This window comes from Mesobacillus zeae (assembly GCF_003570705.1).
GTDB classification, from domain to species: domain Bacteria; phylum Bacillota; class Bacilli; order Bacillales; family Cytobacillaceae; genus Mesobacillus_C; species Mesobacillus_C zeae.
Genome location: NZ_QWVT01000019.1, coordinates 1 through 26,350, shown reverse-complemented (window position 1 = coordinate 26,350; position 26,350 = coordinate 1). Strand labels below are relative to the sequence as shown.

Sequence of the window (26,350 nt, the reverse complement as noted above, 5' to 3'; positions counted from 1 at the left end):
TGCGGGATGCGGATTATTTACCCAATATTATGCTTGCTTCTGGCAGTTGGGGCACCGCTGCTGGTCAATGGAGCAGAAAGGGGAAGAGAACTGGCTGGGGATGCACATTTTTCTGTCGAGCCAACAGCAGGGCCAGGCAGGGCAACTTTCGACCTAATATTAAAGAATGATTCAAATGAAGCTTTGGTCTTTGAATTTCCGACTTCACAGCATTACGAAATTACGGTTAGCGACCCGGAAGGAAACGTTGTATACCGGTATTCGGAGGGAAAAGCTTTCGCCCAGGTAATCAAAAATTTAATGCTTCAGCCAGGGCAAAAGGTGACATGGAAGGAAAGCTGGGATTACCGCTATAAAGGCAAACGGGTAAAAGCGGGAGACTGGACTGTGAAGGCCACATTGAAGGCTAGAGTCGTAGGCGGCCAGTCACAGCAAAAGCTTGAAGACAGCAAAAGCCTTTATATCCCTCCGGAAAACCATGTGTTCAAGAAAATCCTTACAAGCGGGTCTGGCGGAAGCTATAAGGTAACAGGATTAATCCGTAACGGGGGTGAGTTCTTTTATTCTGTGGAAGATGGACATAAAGAATATTTACCAGAGACAAAGATTGCAGCCGGGAAGAGCAACCGTCACTGGGAACCATTTTCTATAAGGGTAAACATTCCTGAGGAGAAACTTCCGGGAAACGGAGTGCTGATTCTCAACCTATACGAACGGAAAGGTGAAGGAAGGGTCATGAAGCAAATATGGCCCGTCACCCTGCAGGACTTCAATTAACAGCAAAAAGCTGTCACGGTTTTTCCCGTGCCAGCTTTTTGCTGTTTTGAGGCCATGGCCTTAGACGAAATTGGCTATTGTCAGCTCTTAATGGAATCTAGCTCGCCCTGCAAGCGCCTGAGCTGCTCCTTCTCGGCAATTGTTGAATTGGCATAGGCGGAAGACAGGCTGTTTTCAGCATGGCGAATGGCTGTTTCTTTCTCCGCCTGATTTGTATCTGCAGCTATTGATACAGCTTTTCTCGCTTCCTGAAAAAGCTTGTTGCCCATGTTAAATTCCTCCCAGTGAGGATTCTTTTACATCTGCCATTTTCCTTGCTTCGGCTTCTGCGTAAGTGGTGTGGTACGGGATTCGATCAGCATGTCTTGAAACACTGTCAACACCTTGTTTCACAAAGCGTTTCGATTTATTCCGTTTTCCCATCGTAACCCCTCCTCAAGAATCGTCCGAGTATGGTTTGAAGCAGCAGCTCTGCCTCGTTTGTTAGTATGCTCTTGTCTGTTCAAAAACATGAAAAAACAGGAGGGCGTTTCAGCCATCCTGCTCTTAAGCGCTTATAAAGCTTTCAGATTCAGCAGGTCGTTAAGGTAGATACCCACACCGTCTTCTTCGTTGGACAAGGTTGTTTCATTTGCGATTGTTTTAACTGCGTCAATTCCGTTGCCCATTGCCACCCCGCGGCCGGCATATTCCAGCATGTCTAAGTCATTGTCTTCATCTCCGAAGGCAATGATCCGGTCGGACGGAATATCGAAATAGTCTGAAGCCCTTTTCAGACCTACCGCTTTGTTTAGTCCATACTTAACGATTTCAATGACATGCCATGGTGCTGCCCAGCTTCGGTGGTCAATCACTTCTGCGTGGACATCGGATAGATGGCTGCGGATTTTTTTCACTTGCTCTTCGTTTGTATGGATCAGCATGCTTGTCGGTGACTTTTTCAAAAATCTCCGCAGGTCTCCTGTTGTTACATGAGGGTCACCAAGACTGAAAATATCAAGGAGTTTTTCATCATGATAATGGAAATATACATCATCAATCACTTCTGCGATAATATTGTAGTATTCGAATGTATCGAGTGCTTCGACAATGTCCTTGGCGACATCGACAGATAAAGGAGAATGATGCACGCCCCATTTTTGGTCAAGCGGGTGGTGCACATAGGCACCATTGAAATTGACGATAGGGGTATCAAGCTCCAGTTCATGATAATACATTTCACTTGATCGGAATGGCCGACCTGTCGCAATCATCACAACATGGCCGTCTTCCCTGGCTTTTTTGATGACACGTTTGTTTGTTTCGGAAATGGTTTTGTTGTCCTTGAGCAATGTACCGTCAAGGTCCAGTGCAATTAAGTGTTTATCTGTCATAAAAGCTCCTTCTTTTCTCGTTTTTAATAAAAATACAATACACAGTGACAAATGTATGTCTAAATGTTGGACGCAGCAAAACGAAAAGTACTACAATCGTTATTAGGCAAGTATAGCAATCCGTCTAAGAGCTATGATTTATATTTTACATATTTCTTGTAAGAAAATCATTTAATGACCCTTCAGTACTGCCAGAAAGGAGGATTCCAGATGATTACGATTGAAAAATTGTCCATAGACAATATTCCCGTCCTTCATATTGCAAAGCAGGAGAATTTCTCCGACGCTCTTCCACTCGTGTTCTTTCTGCACGGTTTTACGAGTACAAAGGAGACCAATTTGAACTATGCCTACTTAATGGCTGAAAAGGGCCTGAGGGTGGCCCTGCCGGAAGCGCTCTATCACGGGGAAAGAAGCTGCGGGAAAACAGAAAGGGAACTAGGTTTTTCTTTTTGGGAAATTGTGATTAATTCCATAAAGGAAATAGATAAGCTTCAAGCTTATTTTGTCGGCAAAGGCCTAGCCGATCAGCATAAAATTGGTGTGGCCGGCACCTCCATGGGGGCTATCACCACGCTGGGGGCTATAAGCCAGTATAGGTGGATTTCAGCTGCAGCGAGCCTGATGGGCTACCCGGCTTATAGCCAGCTTGCCCGCTGGCAGATAGCCGAAATGGAGAAGCATGGTGTGAGCCTTCCTTTCACCGAAGAACAGATGGATACACTGCTAGGTAAGATTGCCATCTACGACTTAGGTTTGCAGGCTGAAAAGCTTGCAGGCAGGCCGCTGTTGTTCTGGCATGGAAAGCTTGACCCTATTGTCCCATATGAAGGTGCACGCCACTTTTACGAAGAAATCCGGGAAAGCTACAAAGATTTTCCGGAGAAGCTGGATTTTATTGCTGACAGTCATGCGGGGCACAAGGTATCAAAAACGGGTGTCAGAAAGACTGCAGAGTGGTTTTCCTGTCATTTGGAGAGGTAATAGCTGTAAAAGGCACGTTTAATGCTGTAAGATGAAAGATACGATGGACAAATGAAAGGAGCGGACAGCTTTGGATCAAGAAATGAAAGACAGCATCATGGGAGCACTTGAAATGGTGGTTGACCCTGAACTCGGTGTTGATATTGTGAATCTTGGGCTAGTGTACGATGCAGAAATGGACGAGGAAGGGAATACGACGATTACAATGACTCTTACATCGATGGGTTGCCCGCTTGCCGGAACGATTGTTGAGCAGGTTAAACACTCGCTTACGGACCTTCCTGAAGTGAAAAATGTGGATGTTAACATTGTCTTCAATCCTCCATGGTCAAAAGACATGATGTCACGCTATGCAAAAATTGCGCTTGGTGTCAGGGATTAGGTAGTAGACTCTAATGTGAATAATATTAGGGGCTAATATTATCTTAATTAAGGGAAATCCCTTATGAAAAATGAATAAGGTTAACGTTAAAAACCGTCGGGATCTTGAATCCTAGCGGTTTTTTTATTGTGAAATAATGTTTGGATTTTAAAATGTGACTAAAAAGTGACTGTGATTGTTACGGAAATGTGTACTGTGAAGTCTGTCACACCTCTTAAAAATCGTGTGTGTTACCATAACCTCAATAGTAAATCACCAAAATTTTGAAAACAATACAGGGGGAAATGATATGCCTAGAATCACGAGTTGGAATCCGGAAAATCCGGCTTTTTGGGAAGCTGAAGGCAAGAAGCATGCCCAGAGGAATCTCTGGATTTCGGTACCTTCATTGATGATCGCTTTTATCATTTGGCAAATATGGTCGGTTGTAGCTATCAGACTCAATGACATCGGATTTTCTTTTTCGCAGCAGCAGCTTTTTACGCTGGCGGCGCTTCCGGGGCTTGTTGGTGCCACACTTCGTTTCATATATACTTTCGGAGCCGGTGCGTTTGGTGGCCGGAACTGGACAGTGTTCTCCACAGGAGTCCTGCTTATTCCGGCACTTGGAATTGGCTTTGCAGTCCAAAATCCAGATACTCCATACTGGATAATGGCTCTTCTCGCAGCTCTCTGCGGGCTAGGCGGGGGGAACTTCTCCTCTTCAACAGCAAATATCAGCATGTTTTACCCAAAAAAGGAGAAGGGTACGGCTCTTGGAATTAATGGCGGTTTAGGAAATATGGGGGTATCCGTCGTTCAGTTCATCACACCGCTTGCCATTGCCTCAAGCACTTTTGCTTTCATAGGCGGAAATACGAAGGGCCAGATTCTGTCAGACGGAACACAAATATGGCTGCAAAACGCTGCTTTTGTCTGGGTAATCCCCATTATCATCCTGACTGTTCTCGCATATTTCGGTATGGATAACCTTCCAGGAGCAAAACAATCGGTCGCTGAACAATTTGTCATTGTTAAAAAGAAGCATACATGGATCATGACAGTGCTGTATATTGCAACCTTTGGATCCTTTATAGGCTATGCTGCAGCATTTCCGCTTTTGCTGAAATCTTTGTTTCCGGAGCATATCGGCCTTGCCTTCCTCGGAGCCTTTCTGGCTGCAGCTTCACGGCCGGTTGGCGGCTGGATTTCCGACAAGCTTGGAGGTACACTCATTACTTCTATTACGTTGATTGTCATGACAATCGGAGCGATGGCAGTTGTCTATTTCACAAAACAAGTGAATTTTGCAGGATTCCTAGCCTCTTTCCTCGTCTTGTTTATAGCTGCGGGAATCGGATCAGGTTCAACATTCCAGATGATTCCTAATATTTTCTCTGCAAAAGAAGCGGCACCTGTTCTTGGCTTCTCGGCGGCATTTGCTGCATATGGCTCTTTCTTCATCCCAAAACTGTTTGGCTGGAGTACAGCCAGTACGGGAACGCCAATCAATGCCCTGTACTTCTTCATTGCCGTATATATCGTTTCATTCCTGCTGAATTGGTTTTACTACCAGAGGAAAAATGCCGAAGTAAAATTATAAAAGAAATAGAAATGCCCGGGACTATTAAGGTTCAGGGCATTTTTCACCTGTGAAAATTGTTCATTAAATAGCCATAGTGCAAATCTTTTGGAGTGATGGAATTCACTATGAAAACTTCATCAGTTTCTTATACTGTTGATATAGGTGATGGAACAGGAGGCGTAAACAGAATGTATTCAAGGGATTTTAACGAAGACCCTTTCATAGTAATCTGGGAATTGACAAGAGCATGCCAGCTTAAGTGCCTGCACTGCAGGGCGGAAGCTCAATATCGGCGCGACCCGCGTGAACTGAGCTTTGAAGAGGGGAAAGCGCTGATTGATCAAATTTATGAAATGAAAACCCCTTTGCTTGTATTTACAGGCGGCGACCCGTTGATGAGGGAAGATGTCTTTGAGATTGCCGAGTACGCTGTACAAAAAGGTGTCCGAGTATCAATGACTCCCAGCGCTACGCCCAATGTCACGAAGGAAGCGATCAAGAAAGCGAAAGAAGTGGGCTTGTCCCGCTGGGCTTTTAGCTTGGACGGGCCAACTGCCGAGATTCACGACCACTTTCGCGGTACAGTAGGCTCCTTCGACCTCACAATGGAAAGAATTCAATATTTACATGAACTTAAAATACCCATTCAAATTAACACAGTGATTTCCAGGTACAATGCAGGACATCTTGAAGAGATGGCTGCGCTCGTGGAAAAGCTTGATTGTGTGCTTTGGAGTGTATTCTTCCTAGTTCCGACAGGAAGAGGACAGGAAAAGGATATGGTCAGCCCCGCTGAACATGAAAAAGTGTTCACCTGGCTGTATAACCTGAGCAAAAAAGTCAAGTTTGATATTAAAACGACAGCTGCCCAGCATTATCGGCGCGTTGTCATTCAACAGAAGATGCGTGAGGCTAAGGGACAGACAGAGGAAATTGAATATCTTGATGCACTCACCGAACAAGGACTTACCGGCTCAATCGACGGACTCGGCCGGGCTCCAAAGGGAGTGAATGATGGCAATGGCTTCGTATTCATCTCGCATATTGGCGATGTATATCCGAGTGGACTTCTGCCTGTTAAGGCCGGGAATGTCCGGGAAGAGCCGCTGGCAGAAATTTATCGGGATTCACCGATATTCAAATCGCTCAGGGATCCCGACAATTTTAAGGGGAAATGCGGTCAGTGCGAATTCCGCCATGTTTGCGGTGGGTCGCGTTCGAGGGCCTATGCAATGACGGGGGACTATCTTGAGAGTGAACCGTTTTGTGTCTATATCCCAAAAAAATTGAGAAAGCAAAAACAGCAAATGTAAATAAGAAGGAGGAACACGGAAATTGTGTTCCTCCTTTTAGTGAAAGAGAGTATGGAAAGCTTATTCTATGTTGCAAAAAACCGCAGGGCAGTTCTCGCATCCGATTTCTGCTTTTAGGTAATCGAGATCATGGATGATAATTTTTCCTTTTTTAATGGAGATAATTCCTCCTCGTTTTAAATCATTTAAGATCCTGTTGGTACTCTCGCGAGAAGTTCCGCAAAAGTTGGCAAGTTCCTGGTTTGTCAGGGGAAGGTCAATTAAAATACCATCCGTTTTCTTTACACCGTAAGAGTTGGTCATCCGGATTAATGTCGAGAAAAGCGCCCCTTTTTTTCCGTTCAAAACCAGGTCGCGGAATTTGGTCTGTGTCTTTCGAAAGTGGTCGCTCATCCATTTCATGAATTCAAAGGCAAGAGAAGGGTTTTGAAAAATTTCCCGTTCAATGACATCTTTTTTAATGGCGACGATTTCCCCTTCGTCTAATACAAGCGCGCTGAGTAAATATTTCGGTGCTTCAGTAAACAAAGTAAGTTCGCCGCATATATCGTTTTCGCCGCAAATCCTGAGGGCGAGTTCACGCCCATCCTTGGTGACTTTGCTGATTTGAACCTTTCCGGAAATAATGAGATATAATTCCTCTGCATCCATGCCTTCCTGGAACAGGTATGTCCCTTTTTTCGCAGTGATGGTCCTGTCGGCGAAATGCAATAGTTCTTTGATTTCAATCGAATGGGTCACTTTATTTTTATAAGGCATGGTCATCATCCTTTAATCGAAATAGTATCCTTTGACGCTAATATTAACACCTCTATAGTGTTAAATCGGATGCCAATCACACTTGTTGAAAAGTTGTCACGTCTCTGTTGATTCGTGTTCACAATTTTGTAAAAAACAACATTCACCAGCAACGGATTGTTCTTGTCGTATCGGTATTATATGAATAGAAGAAAATAATCCTATTTTATATGACAAGTTTATGAAATTTAGGGTATATACATCATGTACGTAGTTTTTACCGTAAGATGTATAGTATGATAAACAAAAACAACAAGTTATTTTAAAAACTGCTGTGAGAATATTAACAGTAAGGCTGTATTTCTACTGTTACAATGTCAGATAACAGGACTTCTATATATGGAGTTGAAGTGAATGAATAAACAATTTGTTAAAGATAAGCTGGACAGGCCGCTTAGGGATTTGCGCATTTCTGTCATCGACCGCTGCAATTTCCGCTGCAGTTACTGTATGCCTGCTGAAATATTTGGTCCAGACTTTGCTTTTTTGCCTAAAAGTGAGTTGTTAAGCTATGAAGAGATAGAACGCATTGCCCGTATATTTGTCGGGTTAGGCGTGGAAAAAATCAGGCTAACAGGCGGGGAACCTTTGCTTAGAAAAGATATGCCGGTACTCGTCAAAAAGCTTTCTTCTATTCCAGGACTCGCTGATATCGCATTGACCACAAATGGTGTACTTCTTCCAAGGTTTGCTGAACAGCTTGCGGATGCAGGGCTCAAACGTGTAAATATAAGCCTTGATAGCCTTAATGATGAACTGTTTGGGCAGATAAACGGGCGGAAAGTAGGTGTAACCCCGGTCATTGACGGAATCAATGCAGCAAAGCATGCGGGGCTTGGGGTAAAGATTAATATGGTTGTAAAAAAAGGATTGAACGATACCGAAATCGTCCCAATGGCAGAGTTCTGCAAGAAGGAGAATCTTGAGCTGAGGTTCATTGAATTCATGGATGTCGGCAGTACGAACGGATGGAAAATGGATGATGTTATTACAAAGAAACAGATTTACGATGTCATTCGGGAAAACTATACTCTGGAGGAAACAGAACCGGCCTATTTTGGCGAGGTAGCAAGACGCTATCGGTATAAAGGGACAGATGTCCATGTCGGATTCATTTCCTCTGTTTCTGAATCGTTTTGTTCAAGCTGTACACGTGCCAGGCTGTCTGCCAACGGCCAGATTTTCACCTGCTTGTTCAATGGCAATGGTTCAGATATCCGTGATTTTATGCGCGATGGTGCAGGCGATGGGGAACTCAGCAAGCGGATCATGGATATTTGGAACCATCGGATAGACCGTTATTCCGATGAAAGAACTGCTGAGACAATGGCAAACCGAAAGAAAATCGAAATGTCCTATATTGGTGGCTGAGACCAGCTCCGTAAAAAAACCCGTAAAGGGTTTTTTTCTTTGCTGAAACAGCTTTTACATATTTTTTTACCTAATAAGAATGTTTTTGATAGGAAGAAAAAGGGGTAGAGGAGAAGGGAAATGATTTTTTCACATCCTTTTGAATTTGGAGATTAGCCATGTTGAAACGAAGAATTGAATTTATTTTTTCCCCTATTTTGATGCTTTGTATTTATGTTGTCTTTTTTTCGCATTTCAACTTCGCATGGAAGCTGTTTTTTTTCTGCCTCTATGGAGGAATCATTTTATTAAGCATGTTTTCATTGCTCCTAGAAAACAGGGCTCCCAATGAAACGCTCGTATGGGTGTATGTCTTGCTGTTTTTCCCCGTCCTTGGCTACGGATTTTATTTATACTCTGGTCAGCTATACCTGAAAGGATATCTGTTCAAGAATAAGCGCATGACAGCCAGACAGGAATGGGAGAGGATGATGAGGAAAGAAACCAAGCCAGATCTTTCTTTCCTTCAGGACAATCAGCAGTGTTTTGCCAAATTTGCAGGGAATGTTTCGAAGACCTCAATCAGTACAGGGTCGCATTCATCCGTATTGAAAAATGGGGAAGAAACCTTTTCGGAGATAAAGAAAAGGCTTAAGCAGGCAAAGAGTTTTATCCATATTGAATACTATATTTTCCGGTCCGACAGGCTTGGCAAGGAAATTATCGATATCCTGATTGAAAAAGCAAGGGAAGGCGTCGAAGTCCTATTTATTTTCGATGCTGCTGGAAGCATGAGGCTCGAAGTAAAATATACAATGGCAATGGAGGAGGCAGGTATTAAAGTCTATCCTTTTTCTCCATTGAAATACGGGTTCTTTAACCAGAAGTTCAACTTCCGGAATCACAGGAAAATTATCATCATTGACGGGGAAACAGGGTTTGTCGGCGGACTGAATATCGGCGTTGAATATTTGGGGGAAGACGAAAATATCGGCTATTGGCGTGATACCCATCTGATGCTAAAAGGGGAGGCTGTCTATTCGCTTCATAATGTATTCCTTCTTGATTGGGAGTATGTCAGCGGAGAAAAGGTAATTGAGGACCAGTGTGCCAAAAAAACAAAATCAATCGTTAACGAGGATGTGATCAATGGAGCCGTCCAGGTTGTAGCGAGCGGTCCCGATACACAGCAGGGAATCATGAGCGATTTTTATTTTGCCATGATGTCTTGCGCCAAACGTTCAATATGGATTGCGACCCCCTACTTCATTCCTGATGAAGCAATCAGGACAGCACTGAGAACAGCTGCTGCCAAAGGAATTCAAGTGCGTGTCCTTTTACCTCATAAAAACGACAGCTTTCTTACTCAGTATGCAAGCCAGTCCTACTTTTCGGAATTTCTTAGGTATGGGGTGGAAATTTATTTGTATAAAAAGGGATTCCTTCATCAGAAAGTGGTCATAATTGACGGTAATCTTGCTTCAATCGGGACTGCCAACATGGATATGCGAAGTTTTCACCTTAACTTTGAAGTGAACGTTTTTCTTTATGGCAGCAGTTCCATCAGGGACCTGGTAGCACATTATGAAGAAGACATTACGGAAAGTGAACGGATTGGGGCAGTTGATCATTATAAACGGAGCATGATTCAAAAAACAAAAGAATCCGCAGCCCGGCTTTTTTCGGGCGTGCTTTAAAATGGATAAAAAGAAGCCCCGAAATCGAGGCTTTTCCTTTTACAGGATAACAGGGCTGTCCATAAATCGGGGGAAGAGGATATTGTTTTCCAAATGAACATGCATAAATGTCTGATCTTCAAGGATTTCCAGACGCTTATATACCAGCCTGAAAGTACCGCATGCATCGGCAGGAGGGGTGAAATCTGCTGTGATGTCCCTAAGCTTTTTCAGGATTGAACCGGCATGGTCATGTTCACTTTCCAGTTCTTTAATATAATTCGGCAATGTTTTTGGCTGTCCGGCCTCATGTTTTTCTAAAGCAAGGAGTACCGGGAAAACATCAGCCTCTTCTTTTGCGGTATGCTCCAGCAGCTCTTTCTTCAGTTCATAAAACAAATCATGCATCGTAATTAATTCAGGGTGTCGGGTTCCATGCACTCGGGCAACCTTTGTCACATAAGGGCTTAATAGCGAGAGTTCTTCTTCGAGCGGACGGTGATAATTTTCGATTATATGCTGTATTAATGCCGGTGAGTCTGTCTGTGTCCAAACCTCCATATCTTCTGCGGTCCTGGTGTTTTTTTCATAAAGACTGGCTAGTTCATCCATGATGATCTTTATGTTTAGTTGGCGCTCTGCTGTTGCTTCAGACAGCTTGACATTACCACCGCAGCAAAAGTCAATCCGGTTTTTCTTGAATATATCGCTGGAATTCGGGAAAAGGTTGACGATGTCTTTGACTAATGTATCTTCATTGAAAGGCAGTTGCATTGATGTTTCCTCCTTTGTTCGATGCTTTTGTTTACAATTTAATGATAAAGGAAATGATGTTTTCGCTTGGTGATATGTATCACACTTTGTAAAAAATTCACGATTCTATCATAAAAATACTCTCGAAAACACTTTGTGAGGTTTGTCATGTTATATTGTTTCCTTTAATCTTATAATGGAATGTAATAATGACGTGATTAAACCTGCCAATAGGAGCTGATCAGATGCTTGAAAGAAGGAACCCTATAAAAATCGGAGAAGCAGTCAGAAAAGTTATGGAATACAGACAGGAAGGCAAGAGCGAGTATGTATCTATTCTTGAAAGTGGAGGAAGATATCTTTCGGAAGACCTGAGAGCGACAAGCGATGTGCCGCACTTTGACAGGGCTCCATATGACGGCTATGCCATTCGTTCACAGGACACAAGTGCTGCATCGCAGTCGACGCCTGTCGAGTTTGAGGTGGTTGACCATATTGGAGCGGGTATGCTTTCAGATAAAACACTTGGACCCTTCCAGGCTGTCAGGATTATGACTGGAGCACAAATGCCAAAAGGAGCTGATTCTGTCGTCATGCTAGAACTGGCAGGAGCTCAAGAACAAGGAAGCAAAAAGACAATGACAGTCAAGAAGGTACATAAAAAAGGAGAGAATGTTTCTTACAAGGGAGAAGATGCAAAAGAGGGGCAAGTTCTTGTAAGGAAAGGAACACTTATTAACCCAGGCGTACAGGCAATGCTTGCTACATTCGGCTATGCTGAAGTTCCGGTAGCCAGAAAGCCGGTAGTAGGTCTTTACGCCACAGGGACCGAGCTGCTTGATGTCGGCGAACCACTCCAGCCTGGAAAAATCCGCAATAGCAATTCCTATATGATTTCCGCCCAAATTCAAAGGGCCGGAGCAGAAGTCCGCTATTTTGGCCAGCTTCAGGACGACTTTGATACATGCTTTGAGGCTGTCCGTGAAGCGGTAAAGGATGTTGATCTGTTTATTACAACAGGCGGTGTGTCAGTGGGCGACTTTGATTACCTCCCGCAGATTTATGAAAAACTGGGAGCGGAGGTTTTGTTTAACAAGGTTGCCATGAGGCCTGGCAGTGTCACGACAGTAGCGCAGCTAGATGGAAAGCTTATGTTTGGGCTGTCAGGAAATCCTTCCGCTTGCTACGTTGGCTTTGAGTTGTTTGCAAGGCCTGTGATAAGGACGATGCTTTTCAGCGAAAGACCGCATCTGCGCAAGGAGCAGGCAAGGCTTGACGCTGACTTTCCAAAGGCCAATCCGTTTACCCGTTTTGTCAGAAGTTCCCTGAGCGCGGAAGCAGGAAGACTTGTGGTTGTGCCTAGCGGGCTTGATAAATCCAATATCATCATGAGTCTCGCCGGCGCCAATTCCCTGATGGTATTGCCGGGAGGATCGCGCGGTTTTGAACGCGGCATGGAAGTCGACGTCCTTCTGCTTGAAGACCAGGAAGGAAGTTTGTGGCCTTGGTAAAACCAGTTCTCCTTCAAATTGCCGGCTACCAGGACAGTGGGAAGACCACGGTTGCGGCTGGCTTGATAGAGAGGATTTCTTCATGCGGATGGAAAGCTGTAGCTATTAAGCATCATGGACATGGGGGAAAGCCGGCAGTATATGAAGGCAAGGATTCAGGCCGACACGTCGCAGCAGGGGCTGTTGCTTCGATTGTGGAAGGGGGAGGAAGGCTTGTCATGCACGCAGATAAAGCTGGATGGTCCCTTGAGGAGCAGGTTAGACTGGCGGAATATTTCATGCCCGAAGTGGTTTTGGTTGAAGGCCATAAGCATGCCGGCTTTCCCAAAATCGTACTGCTGAGGGGCAGGGAGGATTTTCACCTTCTTGAAGAGCTTTTAGACATCGTTGCAGTTTTTGTTATGGATGGCGGACTTGAAGTAAGGGTAAGGGGCATGGTCGACGTCCCAATTTTTAAAACAGGGTCGGAAGAAGGATATGGCTGGGTGCTGAGTTATATTGAAAATTATTTAAATTAGGTCTAAATATTCAGGTATATTCAAAAAAACAAGAAAAAGGTTCGCAAATTTGACATATTAGCGACTTATGTCACTGTGAAAGGTTATATCTCCGGCTAAAATGTTTAGTATGTGTTGGTGTTTCGAACATTAAGGCAGGGGTGAAAGTCGAATGGATATCGGTCAAGTATTATTGTGGATTGTGTTCCCATATTCGGTTGGAGCGATTGTAGCCATGGGGATGATCTGGCAGCAGGATATCCCAAAGGATGCGGAAGAGGCAGTTGGCTATACGATACAGGGAAAAGTCTTAGTTTTTTCTGTTAAACTCCTTCTTCTGCTGAGCAGCATCAGCGGTCTGGCTATCATTTTTATCTTTGGGCTGACAGATGAACCAGTACAACTGTTACGCTGGCTTTTGAGCATGCTTCAGTTTCAGCCGGACATAGATTTAGTCAAGAACATTTCCCTTCTCTCGCGTGCACACTTGATCACAGCATTCCTATTCTTGCTTTTGCTTGCCTTTACCAATAAAATATCGTATCTATTCAAGCCGCACCTTTATGTAAAAAGATTGTGCATGAAGCTTGATAAAAGGCATCCTTAAGGGTGCCTTTTTATTTTTTGACATTTTGGTGTCCAATCGTCCTTTTAATGAACAATATGTGATTCTATTCACTTATTCGGAAAACTTACTCGACTATAGTAGATATAGTGAAAAAAGGAGTGAATAAAGATGAAGTTGTTTTTGCCTAAACAGCATGGTGCATGGGCGATGCTGATCATTCCATTCTGGCTTGGAGCAGCCGAGGGAGGCATTGTCTGGCAGCATATACCGTTTTTCCTTGGCTGGCTGTTATTATATTTGGCTGTATATCCAATGCTCCTGATTTTTAAAGGGAAGAAAGTAGGCTTCTATCGAAGGTGGACCCTGGCTTACTTGCTTCCGGCATTAATTTTCCTCATGGTTCCACTTTTTACGGAGCCTCGCATTCTATATTTTGGCATTGCCATGATTCCATTCTTTTGCATCAATGCTTACTATTCCTCAAAAAACAGAGACAGGGCACTTCTTAATGATTTGAGTGCCATTTTTGCCTTTTCGACTGCAGGGCTGGCGAGCAGTTATCTCTCTTCTGCTTCGCTTTCAGGTGAAGCGCTTCTCGTTTTTGCGGGAATGATCCTTTTTTTCGGCGGGAGTACGCTATATGTAAAAACGATGGTGCGGGAAAAAAAGAATGTAAGATTCAAATATATTTCGTGGGCGTATCATGTAATTGTGCCGCTTACTTGGCTGATCGTAGGAGAACCGATTATCATGCTTGCATTCCTGCCAAGCTTGTTTCGGGCAATCCTTTTTTATGGCAGGTCTCTCTCCGTCATGAAGGTTGGAGTATATGAAATTATAAACGCAGTCTTATTCTTTATTATGATATTCATTAGAATTATGTAATTTTTATTCATTGTATAAAATAGAATATATAGTGAAAAGCAGACGTGGGTATACGTCTGCTTTTTTTATTCCACAAAAAAGAATACTGATAAACAAGTAATGACAAGGCTTACAAAAAAAATATATAAAAAATTGGAAAAAATCAGTTGCGTTTCTGTAAACGAGTTCTTATAATGATAAGAAGTAAATTTAATAAATATTAAGAAAAATGAGTATTTATTCATTATTGAATAAGGGAGGTGCCTAATGAAAGCAGCAATCATTGGTGTAACTGGATATGGGGGAGGAGAGTTGATCAGGATACTGACGGACCATCCTGTATTTCGTATACATTCTGTTCACTCTTCAAGGGAGGGGATGCCGGTCACAGAGGAGTATCCCCATCTTTATACTATATTTGAAGATTCATTGGAGAAAATCGACAGCGATAAAATTGCTGCTGAAGCTGACATTGTTTTTCTAGCGACACCTTCTGGGGTTTCAGGTCGATTGGCTGAGGCTTTCTCCGGAAAACCGATAAAAGTCATCGACCTTTCGGGAGACCTTCGCCTTAACGATCCTGGAGAGTACGAATCCTGGTACGGACATAAAGCGGCAGGAAGCAATGTCCTTGAGAAGGCCGTATACGGGCTAAGCGAGTGGAACAGGGAGAATATCAGGAAGGCTGAGATTCTTTCCAATCCGGGCTGCTATCCGACGGCAACACTTTTGGGCCTTGGTCCGCTGGCGGATAATGGACTCCTGGAGCCGGCGGGAATCATTGTTGATGCTAAATCGGGGCTATCCGGAGCAGGGAAATCATTGTCGAAAGCTACTTCGTTTACAGAGATGAACGAAAACCTGAAAATTTATAAGGTCAATGAACATCAGCATATCCCCGAAATACAGCAGCAGCTGGCGAGGTGGGATAAACATATTCGCCCCATCACCTTCAGCACCCACCTTATCCCCGTTTCTAGGGGGATTATGGCAACGATCTATGTGCAGCTGAAGGAAGAGATGGATACTGAAAGTCTTGTTGACTTATACAAAGAAACATATGCAGGTCACCACTTTGTCAGGATTCGTCCCGCGGGGAAATATCCCGCCATCAAGGAAGTTTGCGGAAGCAATTTTTGCGACATTGGAATGCATGCGGACCGCAGGACTGGCAGGTTAACGATTGTCTCAGTTATTGATAATTTGATGAAAGGTGCAGCAGGCCAAGCTGTACAGAATGCCAACCTGATGTTCGGGCTGGAAGAAAATGCGGGATTGAACTATGTTCCGGTATATCCATAAGGAGGCTTGAAATGAAACAAGCGTTAACAGAAAAAAGCATAGTCAAAGAATTAAAGGACGGCGGTATACTGACGCCAAAAGGATTTATGGCAGCAGGAGCCTATGCCGGCCTTCGCCATAAGAAACTCGATATCGGAATGATAATGAGTGAAGCGCCCGCAAGCTGCGCAGCTGTTTATACAACAAGCCATTTCCAGGCGGCTCCTATCAGGGTATCGCAGGACAGTATCGAAAAAGAAGGAATGGTTCAGGCCATCGTCGTCAACAGTGCCTGCGCAAATGCCTGCACAGGCGAGAAAGGTCTGAAAGATGCCTACAAAACAAGGGAGCTGGCAGCCGAGAAGTTCGGACTTTTACATCAGCATGTTGTCGTTGCATCCACAGGAGTGATTGGAGAGTATCTTGATATGGAAAAGATAGATTCCGGAATTCAATTACTTCAGCCAGGAAAATCCAAAAGTGATGCTGAATCGTTCCAGACAGCGATACTTACTACTGATACTAATATGAAAAGCAGCTGTTTCCAGGCAGAGATAGGCGGAAAGCAGATATCGATGGGCGGGGCAGCAAAAGGCTCTGGAATGATTCATCCCAATATGGCGACAATGCTTGCCTTTGTGACAACAGATGCAGCGATTTCTTCGTTTTATTTAAACCAGGCTTTAAAAGAAGTAACGGATGTGACATTCAACCAGATTACAGTAGACGGTGACACATCAACAAATGATATGGTTGCAGTCATGGCCAATGGATTTGCGGGAAATGAGCCTTTGACGCCGTCCGACCCGGAATGGCCCCTTTTTATCGCTCTCTTGAAAGAAAACTGTATAAGCCTCGCAAAGCAAATTGCAAGAGATGGTGAAGGCGCGACAAAGCTAATCGAAGTCACGGTTTCCGGTGCGCTGAATGATGAGGAAGCCAGAGTTGTCGCCAAGCAGATTGTGGGATCAAGCCTTGTCAAAACAGCAGTTTATGGAACCGACGCAAACTGGGGAAGAATTGTAGGAGCTGCAGGCAAAGCAAAGGCGTTCATTAATCCTGAAACGGTTGATATCAAGCTTGGAACTATCGCCATACTGGAGAAAAGCAATCCAGTGGAATTTTGCGAGGAAAAGGCAAGGTCTTACCTTGAAAAAGAAGTGATTTGCATTGACGTTCATTTAAATGTTGGTACTGGTAAAGGAACAGCATGGGGCTGTGACTTGTCCTATGATTATGTGAAAATTAACGCAAGCTACAGGACTTGAGGTGCATTAGATGGACATTTTAGTTCTGAAATGCGGCGGCAGTATTATGGATCGGCTGTCCGGAGACTTTTTCCAGAGCCTTAAGGAGCTGATCCGCAACGGAATTCAACCGGTTATCGTCCATGGCGGAGGCCCTGCAATCAACTCTATGCTTGCACTTTATAATATGCCACCGAAATTTAAGGATGGACTCCGAGTCACTTGTGAACGGACGATGCAAATTGTCGAAACAGTACTCTCCGGACAAACAAACAGAAAGCTGGTCGGAATGCTTGATAAAACGGGACTTAAGGCAATTGGGTTAAATGGAAGTGATGGAAAGTGCCTTCAGGCAGAGTACATCAACCGGCAGGAGCTAGGGTATGTCGGTAAGGTAACTTCTGTCAGGAAGGAAACTATTCTGGTCTGGCTGAAGGAAGGGTTTATTCCGGTTATCACACCTGTTGCTTCAGGGGCGGATGGTGCCAGACTGAATGTCAATGCAGATTATGCTGCAGCTGCCATTGCAAGGGAACTAGGAGCAGACCGCTGCGTCTTCGTAACCGATGTAGAAGGAATCATCATTGAAGGAAGCGTTGTACAAGAAACAACCCCAGGGGAAATTGAAACACACATTTCAAGTGGTAACATCTATGGAGGGATGATTCCTAAGGTTCAATCAGCAATGGATTTACTGTCAGAAGGAATAGGAAAAGTCATGATTGTTTCAGGGAAAAAAGCATTCTACAGCAAGGGTAAATGGAATGGAACCATAATAGCGGCAAAGGAAGGAATAAAAAAATGAGTGTTTTGTTTCCGACATACAAGCGATGGGAGCTTGAGCCAGCTTATGCAAAAGGTGCCAGGATGACTGGAGAAAACGGGAAGGAGTACCTTGACTTTACTTCAGGCATAGGGGTATGCAATCTGGGCCATTGCCATGAAGCAGTTAAGGAGCAGGTTGAAGCCCAGCTCGATAAGTTTTGGCATGTTTCCAATTTTTTTCCCCAAAACATCCAGGAACAGGCGGGAAAGCTATTGGCCGAAGCATCAGGAATGGACTATGTTTTCTTTGCCAATAGCGGGGCAGAAGCGAATGAAGCAGCCATTAAACTTGCCCGGAAAGCAACTGGAAGAAGTAAAATTATTTCCTTTAAAAGTTCGTTTCACGGCAGGACACTTGGAGCAATGGCAGCAACAGGGCAGGAAAAAGTCTGGCAAGGTTTCGGTTCCATGCCAGAGAACTTTGTCCATCTTCCATTCAATGACTGCGAAAGACTGTGGGAAGAGGATGGAACTGACACGGCTGCTGTCATGCTGGAGGTTATTCAGGGCGAGGGGGGCATCCACCCGGCAAGTGAAAAGTTTTTAAAGGAAACAGAGGCATTTTGCCGGAAGAATGACGCACTGTTTATGGTGGATGAAATACAGACAGGAATCGGGCGGACAGGTAAAGCTTTTGCTTTTCAGCACTATGGCGTTCAGCCTGATATCATTACGGCCGCAAAGGGTCTCGGAAGCGGTTTTCCAATCGGGGCGATGGCTGGCAAAGGCTGGCTGGGAGAAGCGTTTGGCCCTGGCAGCCATGGCTCTACATTCGGCGGCAACGCAATAGCGACAACAGCAGCGAAGGCAACTATGGAAATTATTTTCAATGAAAATTTTTTACGGGAAACGAGGGAACTCGGTGTATATCTAGCTCAACTGCTAAAGCAATCACTGGGAATTCTAGAAAATGTCAGGGACATTAGGGGGATTGGCCTAATGGTGGGTATCGAAATAACGGAAGAGCTTTCGGGAACGCTGCAGGAACTGCGGGAAAATGGACTGTTGGCCCTGCCTGCTGGCGAAAATGTTATCAGGCTTCTTCCTCCGCTGAATGTAAACAAAATGGAGATTGATGAGGCGGTATCTCTTCTTGAGATGACGCTGAAAAAAAGGGCGTGACTGTAATATAGACGGACATTTGCGGCCAATATTGCATAAATATAAATAATCGTAAATAAATATACAAAACAGTGAGGTGTATGATGGACGGATATTTGCATCTGGCAGCCGGGAAAACATTTGAAGGTAAATGGGCTGGGAAAGTACCGGCTGCCGAAATAAAAGGCGAAATTGTATTTTTTACCGGAATGACTGGTTATCAGGAAGTATTGACTGACCCATCTTATAAAGGGCAGATTATTGTATTCACTTACCCATTGATTGGGAACTACGGGGTGAATAAAAATGATGCGGAAAGCAAGCGTCCCCAAGTATCGGGCGTAATTGTTTATGAAGTGGAGGCAGAGTGCTTTCATTATGAGTCAGAAATGCCGCTTCCCGAGTATTTGAATCTGTGGGGCATTCCTCTTTTAAGCAGTGTCGATACAAGAGATCTAGTACAGCAAATAAGAGAGCATGGCTCCATGCCAGCCGTGATGGATTCGTCTCCGGTCCGTGAAGAAGGAATTACACTCGTGCCTGAATGCAAAGCAGGCAAGGTATCCACTACTGTGATACAGAAATATGGAAAGGGAAGTCATCATATTGTACTGTATGACTTTGGATATAAAAAATCCATTCTGAACCTGCTGCGAAAAGAAGGCTGCAGAGTGACAGTCGTGCCCTATCAAACAGACTTCGAGACAGTAAAAAAGCTAGACCCTGATGGCATTCTTTTATCAAATGGCCCAGGGGATCCAAAGGAAATGACAGGTATACTGCCAGAAATCAAAAAAGTTATCGAATATTACCCAGCTCTCGGCATCTGTCTAGGACACCAAATTGCTGCACTGGCACTTGGCGCAGATACGAAAAAAATGCTATTTGGACACAGAGGTGCGAACCATCCTGTTCTCGATAGGGAATCAGGAAAGGTGTTTATGTCTTCACAAAACCATAGCTATGTTGTCGATGGATGCAGCCTTGGAGGGACGGGGCTTTCACCTCGTTTTGTCAACAGCAATGATGGTACAGTGGAGGGCCTTCAGCATCACGCATTGCCACTCGTAACTGTCCAGTTCCACCCAGAGGCACACCCTGGACCGACCGACAGCAACTATATTTTTGATGAATTTATCGACATAATCAAATCCACGGAGCGAAAAGCGGTGCATTATGCCTAAAGACACAAGTATACAATCCATATTGGTGATTGGCTCGGGACCGATTATTATCGGCCAGGCGGCAGAATTTGATTATGCGGGCACACAAGCGTGTATTGCCTTGAAGGAAGAAGGATACAGAATCGTTCTCTTGAACAATAATCCGGCAACCGTTATGACGGACCAGTCATTTGCAGATGCCGTCTATTTTGAGCCAATGACTGTTGAAAGTGCCGAAAAAATAATCATGCAGGAAAAGCCAGACGGATTGCTTGCCACATTTGGAGGTCAGGCTGGTTTGAACCTTGCTTTTCAGCTAAGCGAAAGTGGTATTCTTGAAAAATTTGGAATAAAAGTTCTTGGTACATCGATTTCATCAATAAAAAATGGTGAAGACCGTGATTTGTTCAGAAGTTTGATGCACAAACTGGGGGAGCCTGTTCCTGATAGCACTATAGTACACAGTATTAAAGAAGCATTGGACTTTGCCCATCAGACCGGGTTCCCCGTTATTGTTAGGCCGGCTTATACACTTGGCGGAAGCGGCGGCGGAATTGCGGCAACGCAGGAAGAGTTAGCAACCCTTGTCGGTGGAGGCCTTAATGCGAGTCCGATCGGTCAATGCCTTATTGAAAAAAGCATAGCAGGGTACAAAGAAATTGAATATGAAATGATGAGGGATGAAAGCGGCACTTGTATTGCGGTTTGTAATATGGAGAACTTTGATCCGGTTGGTATCCACACTGGAGATTCGATTGTTGTTGCACCATCCCAGACATTGACTGACAAGGAATATCATATGCTAAGGTCTGCCTCAGTTCGGATCATTTCCGCCCTGGGAATCGTTGGAGGGTGCAATATACAGTTTGCGCTTGATCCGAAAAGCAAGAATTATTTTCTTATCGAGGTTAATCCCCGTGTCAGCCGTTCCTCAGCCTTGGCTTCGAAGGCGACCGGCTATCCGATTGCACGAATGGCAGCGAAGCTTGCAGTTGGATATATGCTTTCTGAGTTAAAAAACCCTGTTACTGGAAATACATTTGCAAGCTATGAGCCTGCCCTTGATTATGTGGTTGTGAAAATCCCGAAGTGGCCATTTGACAAATTCCCTGCAATCCAGCGAACGCTCGGGACCCAGATGAAAGCTACCGGTGAAGCAATGGGAATCGATAGAAGCTTTGAGCGTGCCCTGCTAAAGGCTGTCAGATCTTTGGAGCTGAAAGTCAATGATCTTTCCCTGCCCCATCTTGGTTCTTTAGGGGCAGATGCACTAAAAAGCCTTCTTCTCAGCCAAACAGATGAACGTTTGTTTGTGATCATGGAGCTGCTTCGCAGAGGAGAAGACGTCAGTTTGATCCATGAACTTACACACATCGACCTCTTCTTTTTAACAAGGCTGAAAAGAATGGCACTTTTGGAGAAAGAAATTGTTTCGGGCAGCTTTGCTTCCATTACAAAAAACTTATTGCTCCACTACAAGGAAAAAGGATTCAGCGACCGTTTTCTTGCTTCCGCGTGGAAAGTTCCGGAGGAAGAGGTGAGGAAGAAAAGAGATGAGTTTGGTCTGCAACCAGTATTTAAAATGGTCGATACATGCGCTGCAGAATTTGCATCAGGCTCCAACTATTTTTATTCTTCCTACCATGGAGTGAACGAAGCGATAAAATCCGGCAAACGGAAAATATTGATAATAGGAAGCGGTCCAATCCGGATTGGCCAAGGCATTGAATTCGACTACTGCTCGGTCCATGGAGTGCTCGCGTTAAAAGAAGAAGGAATCGAAACGGTGATGATTAATAACAATCCGGAAACAGTGAGTACAGACTTCGCCATTTCAGACAGGCTGTATTTTGAGCCGATTGTCCTTGAGGATATTTTGGCTGTGATTGAAAACGAAGGAATTCAAGAAGTAATTGTCCAGCTAGGTGGACAAACAGCCCTAGATCTATCCAATGAATTAGAGAAGCAGGGAATAACGATTCTCGGAGTGAATTCAGCTACAATTAACGTTTTTGAAGACCGGGAAGAGTTTTACAGCCTTCTTGACAGACTTGAAATACCGAGGGTGAAAGGAGAGTATGCATGGAATGAAGCAGGATTGATTGAATCGGCTTGCCGTATAGGATACCCGCTCCTAGTGAGGCCCTCGTATGTAATCGGCGGACAGGATATGAAAGTCATCCTTTCCGATGAGGATCTTCAATGCTATATTGCTGATTCTAAGTCTGGATACCCGCTCCTTGTAGACCAGTTTTTACAGGCGAAAGAGGCGGAAATTGACCTGGCTGCAGACGGGGAGCACATCCTTGTGCCTGCATTTGTAGAGCATATCGAGACAACTGGAGTCCATTCAGGTGACAGCTTCTCTGTCATTCCGGCACAGTCGCTTTCGGGAAATATACAACAAAAAATGTTCGAATACGCGTCGAGAATTGTTAAGGCAACACAATACAAGGGGTTAATGAACATCCAGTATATTGTGAATGGAAATACCCTTCTCATTCTTGAGGTTAATCCAAGGTCCAGCAGGACAATGCCAATTGTCAGCAAAGTTACAGGAATACCGCTTGTCAATATAGCGACAAAAATATTGCTCGGGAAATATAAATTGTCGAAAGACATATCTCCGAGTATTAAATTCACAGAAAACCAGGACTATGTATGCATCAAGCACCCGGTGTTTTCTAATTTTACTCTACCAGGGCTTGATATGAAAACGGGGCCTGAAATGATGTCGACGGGTGAGGCAATCAGTATTGCGGGTACTTTGCAGGAAGCATTAAAAAAAAGCTTTCTTGCTCAAACAGGAAAGAAAATCGCTGGATCCATCCTTTATCCTCAAAATGAAAATGTTAGCAGTCTGGTACAGCAATCCTCGGATACGGGAGTCAGGCTTGTTTCCTTTAGCAGGGAATTTCTGGATCAAGAGGAAGTTGCAGGCGTGTTATGCACTGGACAGACGCGTGAGGATTTAATCCTTCGGGAGTGGGCAATAAAGAACAGGAAGCTCATTTTTTCCCGAAAGGAAACCTTTATCGCTTATCTAAAAGCCAATACCATTGAAGATTGGAATGTACGGCCTATGGGAAAATGGCTGGAACAAAAAAATAAGGGGGTAATTGTAAATTGAACATGCCCAAAGGGCCTGCTAAGGGTTTTCGCAACTGTTAGGATATTAAGTAAATAAACCAATAGTTTCCCTATATAATCACGGGGGCAGAGGGCCAAAATATAGATGCACATACCAGCAAGGGAGGCATCAGTATGGGTCAAAACCACCAGTTCCGTTCTGGGCAGAAAGCGCCCAACAACGGAATTTATGTTGAAATAGGCGAGACCGGAAGCACTGTTACAAATCCAAAGCAAGTGAAATTGAAAGCGGGAGATACTTTTCCTGAAGCGTCCAACCATAACCGAATCTGGACATATAAGCGTAAACCTTGAGAATTTAGGTTTCAGGGAGAGCTATATGTGTAAAAGCCATCCATATGCGGATGGCTTTTACTTGTTCATAAAAAGATTTATAATAAGGACAAAGGTCAATAATAGTCAAAGGAGGTCTGCAGCATGGATTTTAACAGAATGACTGAAAGGCTGCAGCAAGGATTCATGGCAGCCCAATCTGCTGCATTGGAAAACAGCCATCAGGAAGTTGATGAAATTCATCTTCTGCTGGCCATGCTCAGGCAGGATGAGAGTTTGGCTGGGCTGATTCTCAGCCGTGCCGGTGCCAGTACAACGGTTTTAGAGTCTGCTCTTGAGGAAAGTTTGAAGAAAAAGCCTCAGGTTTCCGGAAGCGGAACGGAGCAAGGGAAGCTTTACATCACATCATTATTGCAAAAGGAACTGGCTGCTGCCGAGAGTGAAATGAAACAGTTAGATGATGAATACCTTTCAGCTGAACACATTATCTTAGCCATGGCAGCTGCGGAGGGTTCGATTGTCAGAAGGATATTGAAGGAAAATCAACTTAATCGGGAAAACATACTGTCAGCAATAAAAGAAATAAGGGGGAATCAGCGCGTGACCTCACAAAACCCTGAGGCGGTTTATGACGCTTTGAATAAATACGGTCGAGATCTTGTCCAGGAGGCGAAGGCAGGAAAAATGGATCCGGTCATTGGCCGAGACGGAGAAATTCGGAACGTAATTCGAATTTTGTCACGAAAAACCAAAAACAATCCTGTCCTCATTGGGGAGCCTGGAGTAGGTAAAACAGCTATAGTTGAAGGGCTTGCTCAAAGAATCGTCCGTCGTGATGTTCCCGAGGGTCTAAAGGATAAAACAATTTTTTCACTGGATATGAGTTCTCTTATTGCGGGGGCAAAATTCCGAGGAGAATTCGAGGAGCGGCTAAAGGCGGTCCTGAATGAAGTAAAAAAAAGCGAAGGGAAAATCCTGCTATTTATTGATGAAATACACACTATTGTCGGTGCTGGCAAGACAGAAGGAGCCATGGATGCTGGTAATATGCTAAAACCGATGCTGGCCCGCGGGGAGCTGCACTGCATCGGTGCTACAACACTTGATGAGCATAGAAAATATATTGAAAAAGATCCGGCGTTAGAACGGAGATTTCAGCAAGTTCTCGTGGAAGAGCCAGATGTGGATGATACTATTTCCATTCTGAGGGGGCTCAAAGAAAGATTTGAGGTCCACCATGGAGTCAATATTCATGACAGGGCAATTGTTGCGGCAGCTGTCCTGTCCGATCGCTACATCACAGACCGTTTTCTGCCGGACAAGGCGATTGACCTTGTTGATGAAGCATGTGCGATGATCCGGACGGAAATCGATTCGATGCCTTCGGAGCTTGATGAAGTGACGAGAAGAGTGATGCAGCTTGAAATCGAGGAAGCAGCACTAAGGAAAGAGAAAGATGAAGCAAGCAAGGCAAGGCTTGAGAATCTTGTTAAGGAATTGGCCAACCTCAAGAATTCTGCTTCGGTAATGAAAGGAAAATGGGAAGAAGAGAAGAATAGCATTCAGGTTGTACAGCAGAAAAGAGAAATGCTTGAAAAGCTACGGAGGGAACTTGAAAAAGCAGAAAATGAGTATGATTTGAACAAAGCGGCAGAACTGCGCCATGGTAGGATCCCCGCGCTTGAAAAAGAAATCCGTGCCCTGGAACAGGAAACAGGAGCCCATGGAGGAGAAAAATTACTTCGAGAGGAAGTTACCGAAGAGGAAATTGCTTCGATTGTTGCCCGCTGGACTGGCATTCCGGTTACAAAGCTTGTTGAAGGCGAGCGGGAAAAACTCCTGCGGCTAGAATCCATTTTGCACGAAAGGGTTGTTGGCCAGGAAGAAGCTGTGACTCTCGTCTCTGATGCAGTATTAAGAGCGCGGGCCGGCATCAAGGATCCAGACAAGCCGATCGGTTCATTTTTGTTCCTTGGACCAACTGGGGTCGGTAAAACTGAGTTGGCAAAAACACTGGCTCAATCTCTCTTTGACAGTGAAGAGCATATCATAAGGATTGATATGTCCGAATATATGGAGAAGCATGCTGTTTCAAGGCTGATCGGAGCGCCTCCAGGATATGTAGGTTATGAAGAAGGCGGTCAACTGACAGAAGCAGTGCGCAGAAAGCCATATTCAGTTATCCTGCTGGATGAAATTGAAAAGGCCCATCCGGAAGTATTCAACATCCTTCTGCAAATGCTTGATGATGGCAGAATTACCGATTCCAAGGGCAGGACGGTCGATTGTAAAAATACGGTCATTATTATGACATCCAACATAGGTTCGAACTTCCTCTTGGAAAACAAAGGTACGGAAATTGACCCTGGGACAAGGGACCTCGTCATGGGACAGCTTCGGCAGCATTTTCGTCCGGAGTTTTTAAATAGGGTAGATGAGATGATTCTATTCAAGCCGTTGGGGTTATCAGAAATCAAGAAGATTGTTTCGAAGCTGATGGGAAAATTGCAAGACAGGCTTATGGATCAGCAGATTATCATTCAGGCAAGCGACGAAGCGAAAGAATACATTGCTGAAAATGGCTTTGACCCTGTTTTTGGGGCAAGACCGCTAAAGCGGTATATACAGAGAAATATTGAAACAATGATTGCAAAAGAAATTATTGCAGGACGTGTCCGCACCGGAAACACAGTAAAGATTGTAATGGAGGACAGCAAGCTTACAATAAATATTATGTAAAAGCAAAAAAGTCATCCCAAAACGGGGATGACTTTTTTGCTTGAAGGGATAAAGAAAGCATTTATCCTTCGAAAACTGGTCGCTTTTCATTGTCCAGCTACAGCGCCCAGCGCCTAGTGGACTTCGCCCACCTCTCTACGACGAAGCACAGGATGTACGAG

Annotated in this window: 24 protein-coding genes; 19 read left to right on the top strand and 5 right to left on the bottom strand. The window is 44.3% G+C overall.

The window, feature by feature from the left end:
* The first annotated feature begins 6 nt into the window (after positions 1 to 6).
* Positions 7 to 777: a BsuPI-related putative proteinase inhibitor gene (locus tag D1970_RS11780; protein ID WP_119113071.1), complete on the top strand. Its 771-nt coding sequence runs from the start codon at positions 7 to 9 to the stop codon at positions 775 to 777.
* Positions 778 to 857: 80 nt separating this feature from the next.
* Here the strand turns inward: D1970_RS11780 and D1970_RS11775 are convergent, their stop codons facing one another.
* The 3 genes from D1970_RS11775 to D1970_RS11770 all read right to left on the bottom strand — a co-directional run bounded on the left by D1970_RS11775 (position 858) and on the right by D1970_RS11770 (position 2,150).
* Positions 858 to 1,046: a DUF3813 domain-containing protein gene (locus D1970_RS11775; protein WP_119113070.1), complete on the bottom strand. Its 189-nt coding sequence runs from the start codon at positions 1,044 to 1,046 to the stop codon at positions 858 to 860.
* Between the two features lies 1 nt (position 1,047).
* Positions 1,048 to 1,200 carry a hypothetical protein gene (locus D1970_RS22410; protein WP_181213295.1) on the bottom strand — a complete coding sequence of 51 codons (153 nt, stop codon included), beginning with the start codon at positions 1,198 to 1,200 and terminating at the stop codon, positions 1,048 to 1,050.
* A 131-nt stretch (positions 1,201 to 1,331) separates the two neighbouring features.
* Positions 1,332 to 2,150, bottom strand: a complete 819-nt coding sequence (locus D1970_RS11770; RefSeq protein ID WP_119113069.1) for a Cof-type HAD-IIB family hydrolase — start codon at positions 2,148 to 2,150, stop codon at positions 1,332 to 1,334.
* Between the two features lie 210 nt (positions 2,151 to 2,360).
* Between D1970_RS11770 and D1970_RS11765 the strand changes: the two genes are divergently transcribed.
* The 4 genes from D1970_RS11765 (at position 2,361) to D1970_RS11750 (ending at position 6,393) form a co-directional block, all read left to right on the top strand.
* Positions 2,361 to 3,134 (top strand): prolyl oligopeptidase family serine peptidase, encoded by a 774-nt coding sequence (locus tag D1970_RS11765; RefSeq protein WP_119113068.1) that lies wholly within the window; start codon positions 2,361 to 2,363, stop codon positions 3,132 to 3,134.
* A gap of 70 nt (positions 3,135 to 3,204) precedes the next feature.
* Positions 3,205 to 3,516, top strand: coding sequence for a metal-sulfur cluster assembly factor (locus D1970_RS11760; protein WP_119113067.1), 312 nt, complete (start codon positions 3,205 to 3,207; stop codon positions 3,514 to 3,516).
* Positions 3,517 to 3,805: 289 nt separating this feature from the next.
* The gene (locus D1970_RS11755) at positions 3,806 to 5,098 is read left to right on the top strand and encodes an MFS transporter (RefSeq protein ID WP_119113066.1); all 1,293 of its coding nucleotides are present in this window, start codon (positions 3,806 to 3,808) and stop codon (positions 5,096 to 5,098) included.
* Positions 5,099 to 5,268: 170 nt separating this feature from the next.
* The gene (locus tag D1970_RS11750; RefSeq protein ID WP_119113065.1) at positions 5,269 to 6,393 is read left to right on the top strand and encodes a TIGR04053 family radical SAM/SPASM domain-containing protein; all 1,125 of its coding nucleotides are present in this window, start codon (positions 5,269 to 5,271) and stop codon (positions 6,391 to 6,393) included.
* 60 nt (positions 6,394 to 6,453) lie between these two features.
* Here D1970_RS11750 and D1970_RS11745 read toward each other — a convergent pair whose 3' ends face one another.
* Positions 6,454 to 7,152, bottom strand: coding sequence for a Crp/Fnr family transcriptional regulator (locus D1970_RS11745; protein WP_119113064.1), 699 nt, complete (start codon positions 7,150 to 7,152; stop codon positions 6,454 to 6,456).
* A gap of 393 nt (positions 7,153 to 7,545) precedes the next feature.
* Between D1970_RS11745 and moaA the strand changes: the two genes are divergently transcribed.
* Positions 7,546 to 8,562 carry a GTP 3',8-cyclase MoaA gene (gene moaA, locus D1970_RS11740; RefSeq protein WP_119113063.1) on the top strand — a complete coding sequence of 339 codons (1,017 nt, stop codon included), beginning with the start codon at positions 7,546 to 7,548 and terminating at the stop codon, positions 8,560 to 8,562.
* A 158-nt stretch (positions 8,563 to 8,720) separates the two neighbouring features.
* Positions 8,721 to 10,238 carry a cardiolipin synthase gene (cls, locus tag D1970_RS11735; protein WP_119113062.1) on the top strand — a complete coding sequence of 506 codons (1,518 nt, stop codon included), beginning with the start codon at positions 8,721 to 8,723 and terminating at the stop codon, positions 10,236 to 10,238.
* A 39-nt stretch (positions 10,239 to 10,277) separates the two neighbouring features.
* Here cls and ric read toward each other — a convergent pair whose 3' ends face one another.
* Positions 10,278 to 10,991 (bottom strand): iron-sulfur cluster repair di-iron protein, encoded by a 714-nt coding sequence (gene ric, locus D1970_RS11730; protein ID WP_119113061.1) that lies wholly within the window; start codon positions 10,989 to 10,991, stop codon positions 10,278 to 10,280.
* 224 nt (positions 10,992 to 11,215) lie between these two features.
* Between ric and D1970_RS11725 the strand changes: the two genes are divergently transcribed.
* The 12 genes from D1970_RS11725 to clpB all read left to right on the top strand — a co-directional run bounded on the left by D1970_RS11725 (position 11,216) and on the right by clpB (position 26,189).
* A complete protein-coding gene (locus D1970_RS11725; RefSeq protein WP_119113060.1) occupies positions 11,216 to 12,481 on the top strand; it encodes a molybdopterin molybdotransferase MoeA in 1,266 nt (421 codons plus the stop codon).
* Positions 12,469 to 12,999, top strand: coding sequence for a molybdopterin-guanine dinucleotide biosynthesis protein B (gene mobB / locus D1970_RS11720; RefSeq protein WP_119113059.1), 531 nt, complete (start codon positions 12,469 to 12,471; stop codon positions 12,997 to 12,999). The genes D1970_RS11725 and mobB overlap by 13 nt, the downstream gene beginning before the upstream one ends.
* 151 nt (positions 13,000 to 13,150) lie before the next feature.
* Positions 13,151 to 13,585 (top strand): respiratory nitrate reductase subunit gamma, encoded by a 435-nt coding sequence (locus D1970_RS11715; protein ID WP_119113058.1) that lies wholly within the window; start codon positions 13,151 to 13,153, stop codon positions 13,583 to 13,585.
* Between the two features lie 129 nt (positions 13,586 to 13,714).
* Positions 13,715 to 14,431 carry a YwiC-like family protein gene (locus tag D1970_RS11710; protein ID WP_119113057.1) on the top strand — a complete coding sequence of 239 codons (717 nt, stop codon included), beginning with the start codon at positions 13,715 to 13,717 and terminating at the stop codon, positions 14,429 to 14,431.
* Between the two features lie 246 nt (positions 14,432 to 14,677).
* Positions 14,678 to 15,712 (top strand): N-acetyl-gamma-glutamyl-phosphate reductase, encoded by a 1,035-nt coding sequence (argC, locus tag D1970_RS11705; protein ID WP_119113056.1) that lies wholly within the window; start codon positions 14,678 to 14,680, stop codon positions 15,710 to 15,712.
* Between the two features lie 11 nt (positions 15,713 to 15,723).
* A complete protein-coding gene (gene argJ, locus D1970_RS11700; protein WP_119113055.1) occupies positions 15,724 to 16,959 on the top strand; it encodes a bifunctional ornithine acetyltransferase/N-acetylglutamate synthase in 1,236 nt (411 codons plus the stop codon).
* Positions 16,960 to 16,969: 10 nt separating this feature from the next.
* Entirely contained in the window at positions 16,970 to 17,743 is a 774-nt protein-coding gene (argB, locus tag D1970_RS11695) for an acetylglutamate kinase (protein ID WP_119113054.1), read from the top strand.
* Positions 17,740 to 18,885: an acetylornithine transaminase gene (argD, locus tag D1970_RS11690; RefSeq protein ID WP_119113053.1), complete on the top strand. Its 1,146-nt coding sequence runs from the start codon at positions 17,740 to 17,742 to the stop codon at positions 18,883 to 18,885. The genes argB and argD overlap by 4 nt, the downstream gene beginning before the upstream one ends.
* An 83-nt stretch (positions 18,886 to 18,968) precedes the next feature.
* The gene (locus D1970_RS11685) at positions 18,969 to 20,048 is read left to right on the top strand and encodes a carbamoyl phosphate synthase small subunit (protein ID WP_119113052.1); all 1,080 of its coding nucleotides are present in this window, start codon (positions 18,969 to 18,971) and stop codon (positions 20,046 to 20,048) included.
* On the top strand, positions 20,041 to 23,157 hold the full coding sequence (gene carB / locus D1970_RS11680; RefSeq protein WP_119113051.1) for a carbamoyl-phosphate synthase (glutamine-hydrolyzing) large subunit: 3,117 nt from the start codon (positions 20,041 to 20,043) through the stop codon (positions 23,155 to 23,157). The genes D1970_RS11685 and carB overlap by 8 nt, the downstream gene beginning before the upstream one ends.
* A 134-nt stretch (positions 23,158 to 23,291) precedes the next feature.
* Positions 23,292 to 23,471 carry a YjzC family protein gene (locus D1970_RS11675; RefSeq protein ID WP_119113050.1) on the top strand — a complete coding sequence of 60 codons (180 nt, stop codon included), beginning with the start codon at positions 23,292 to 23,294 and terminating at the stop codon, positions 23,469 to 23,471.
* A 123-nt stretch (positions 23,472 to 23,594) separates the two neighbouring features.
* Positions 23,595 to 26,189, top strand: a complete 2,595-nt coding sequence (clpB, locus tag D1970_RS11670; RefSeq protein WP_119113049.1) for an ATP-dependent chaperone ClpB — start codon at positions 23,595 to 23,597, stop codon at positions 26,187 to 26,189.
* Positions 26,190 to 26,350 lie beyond the last annotated feature (161 nt).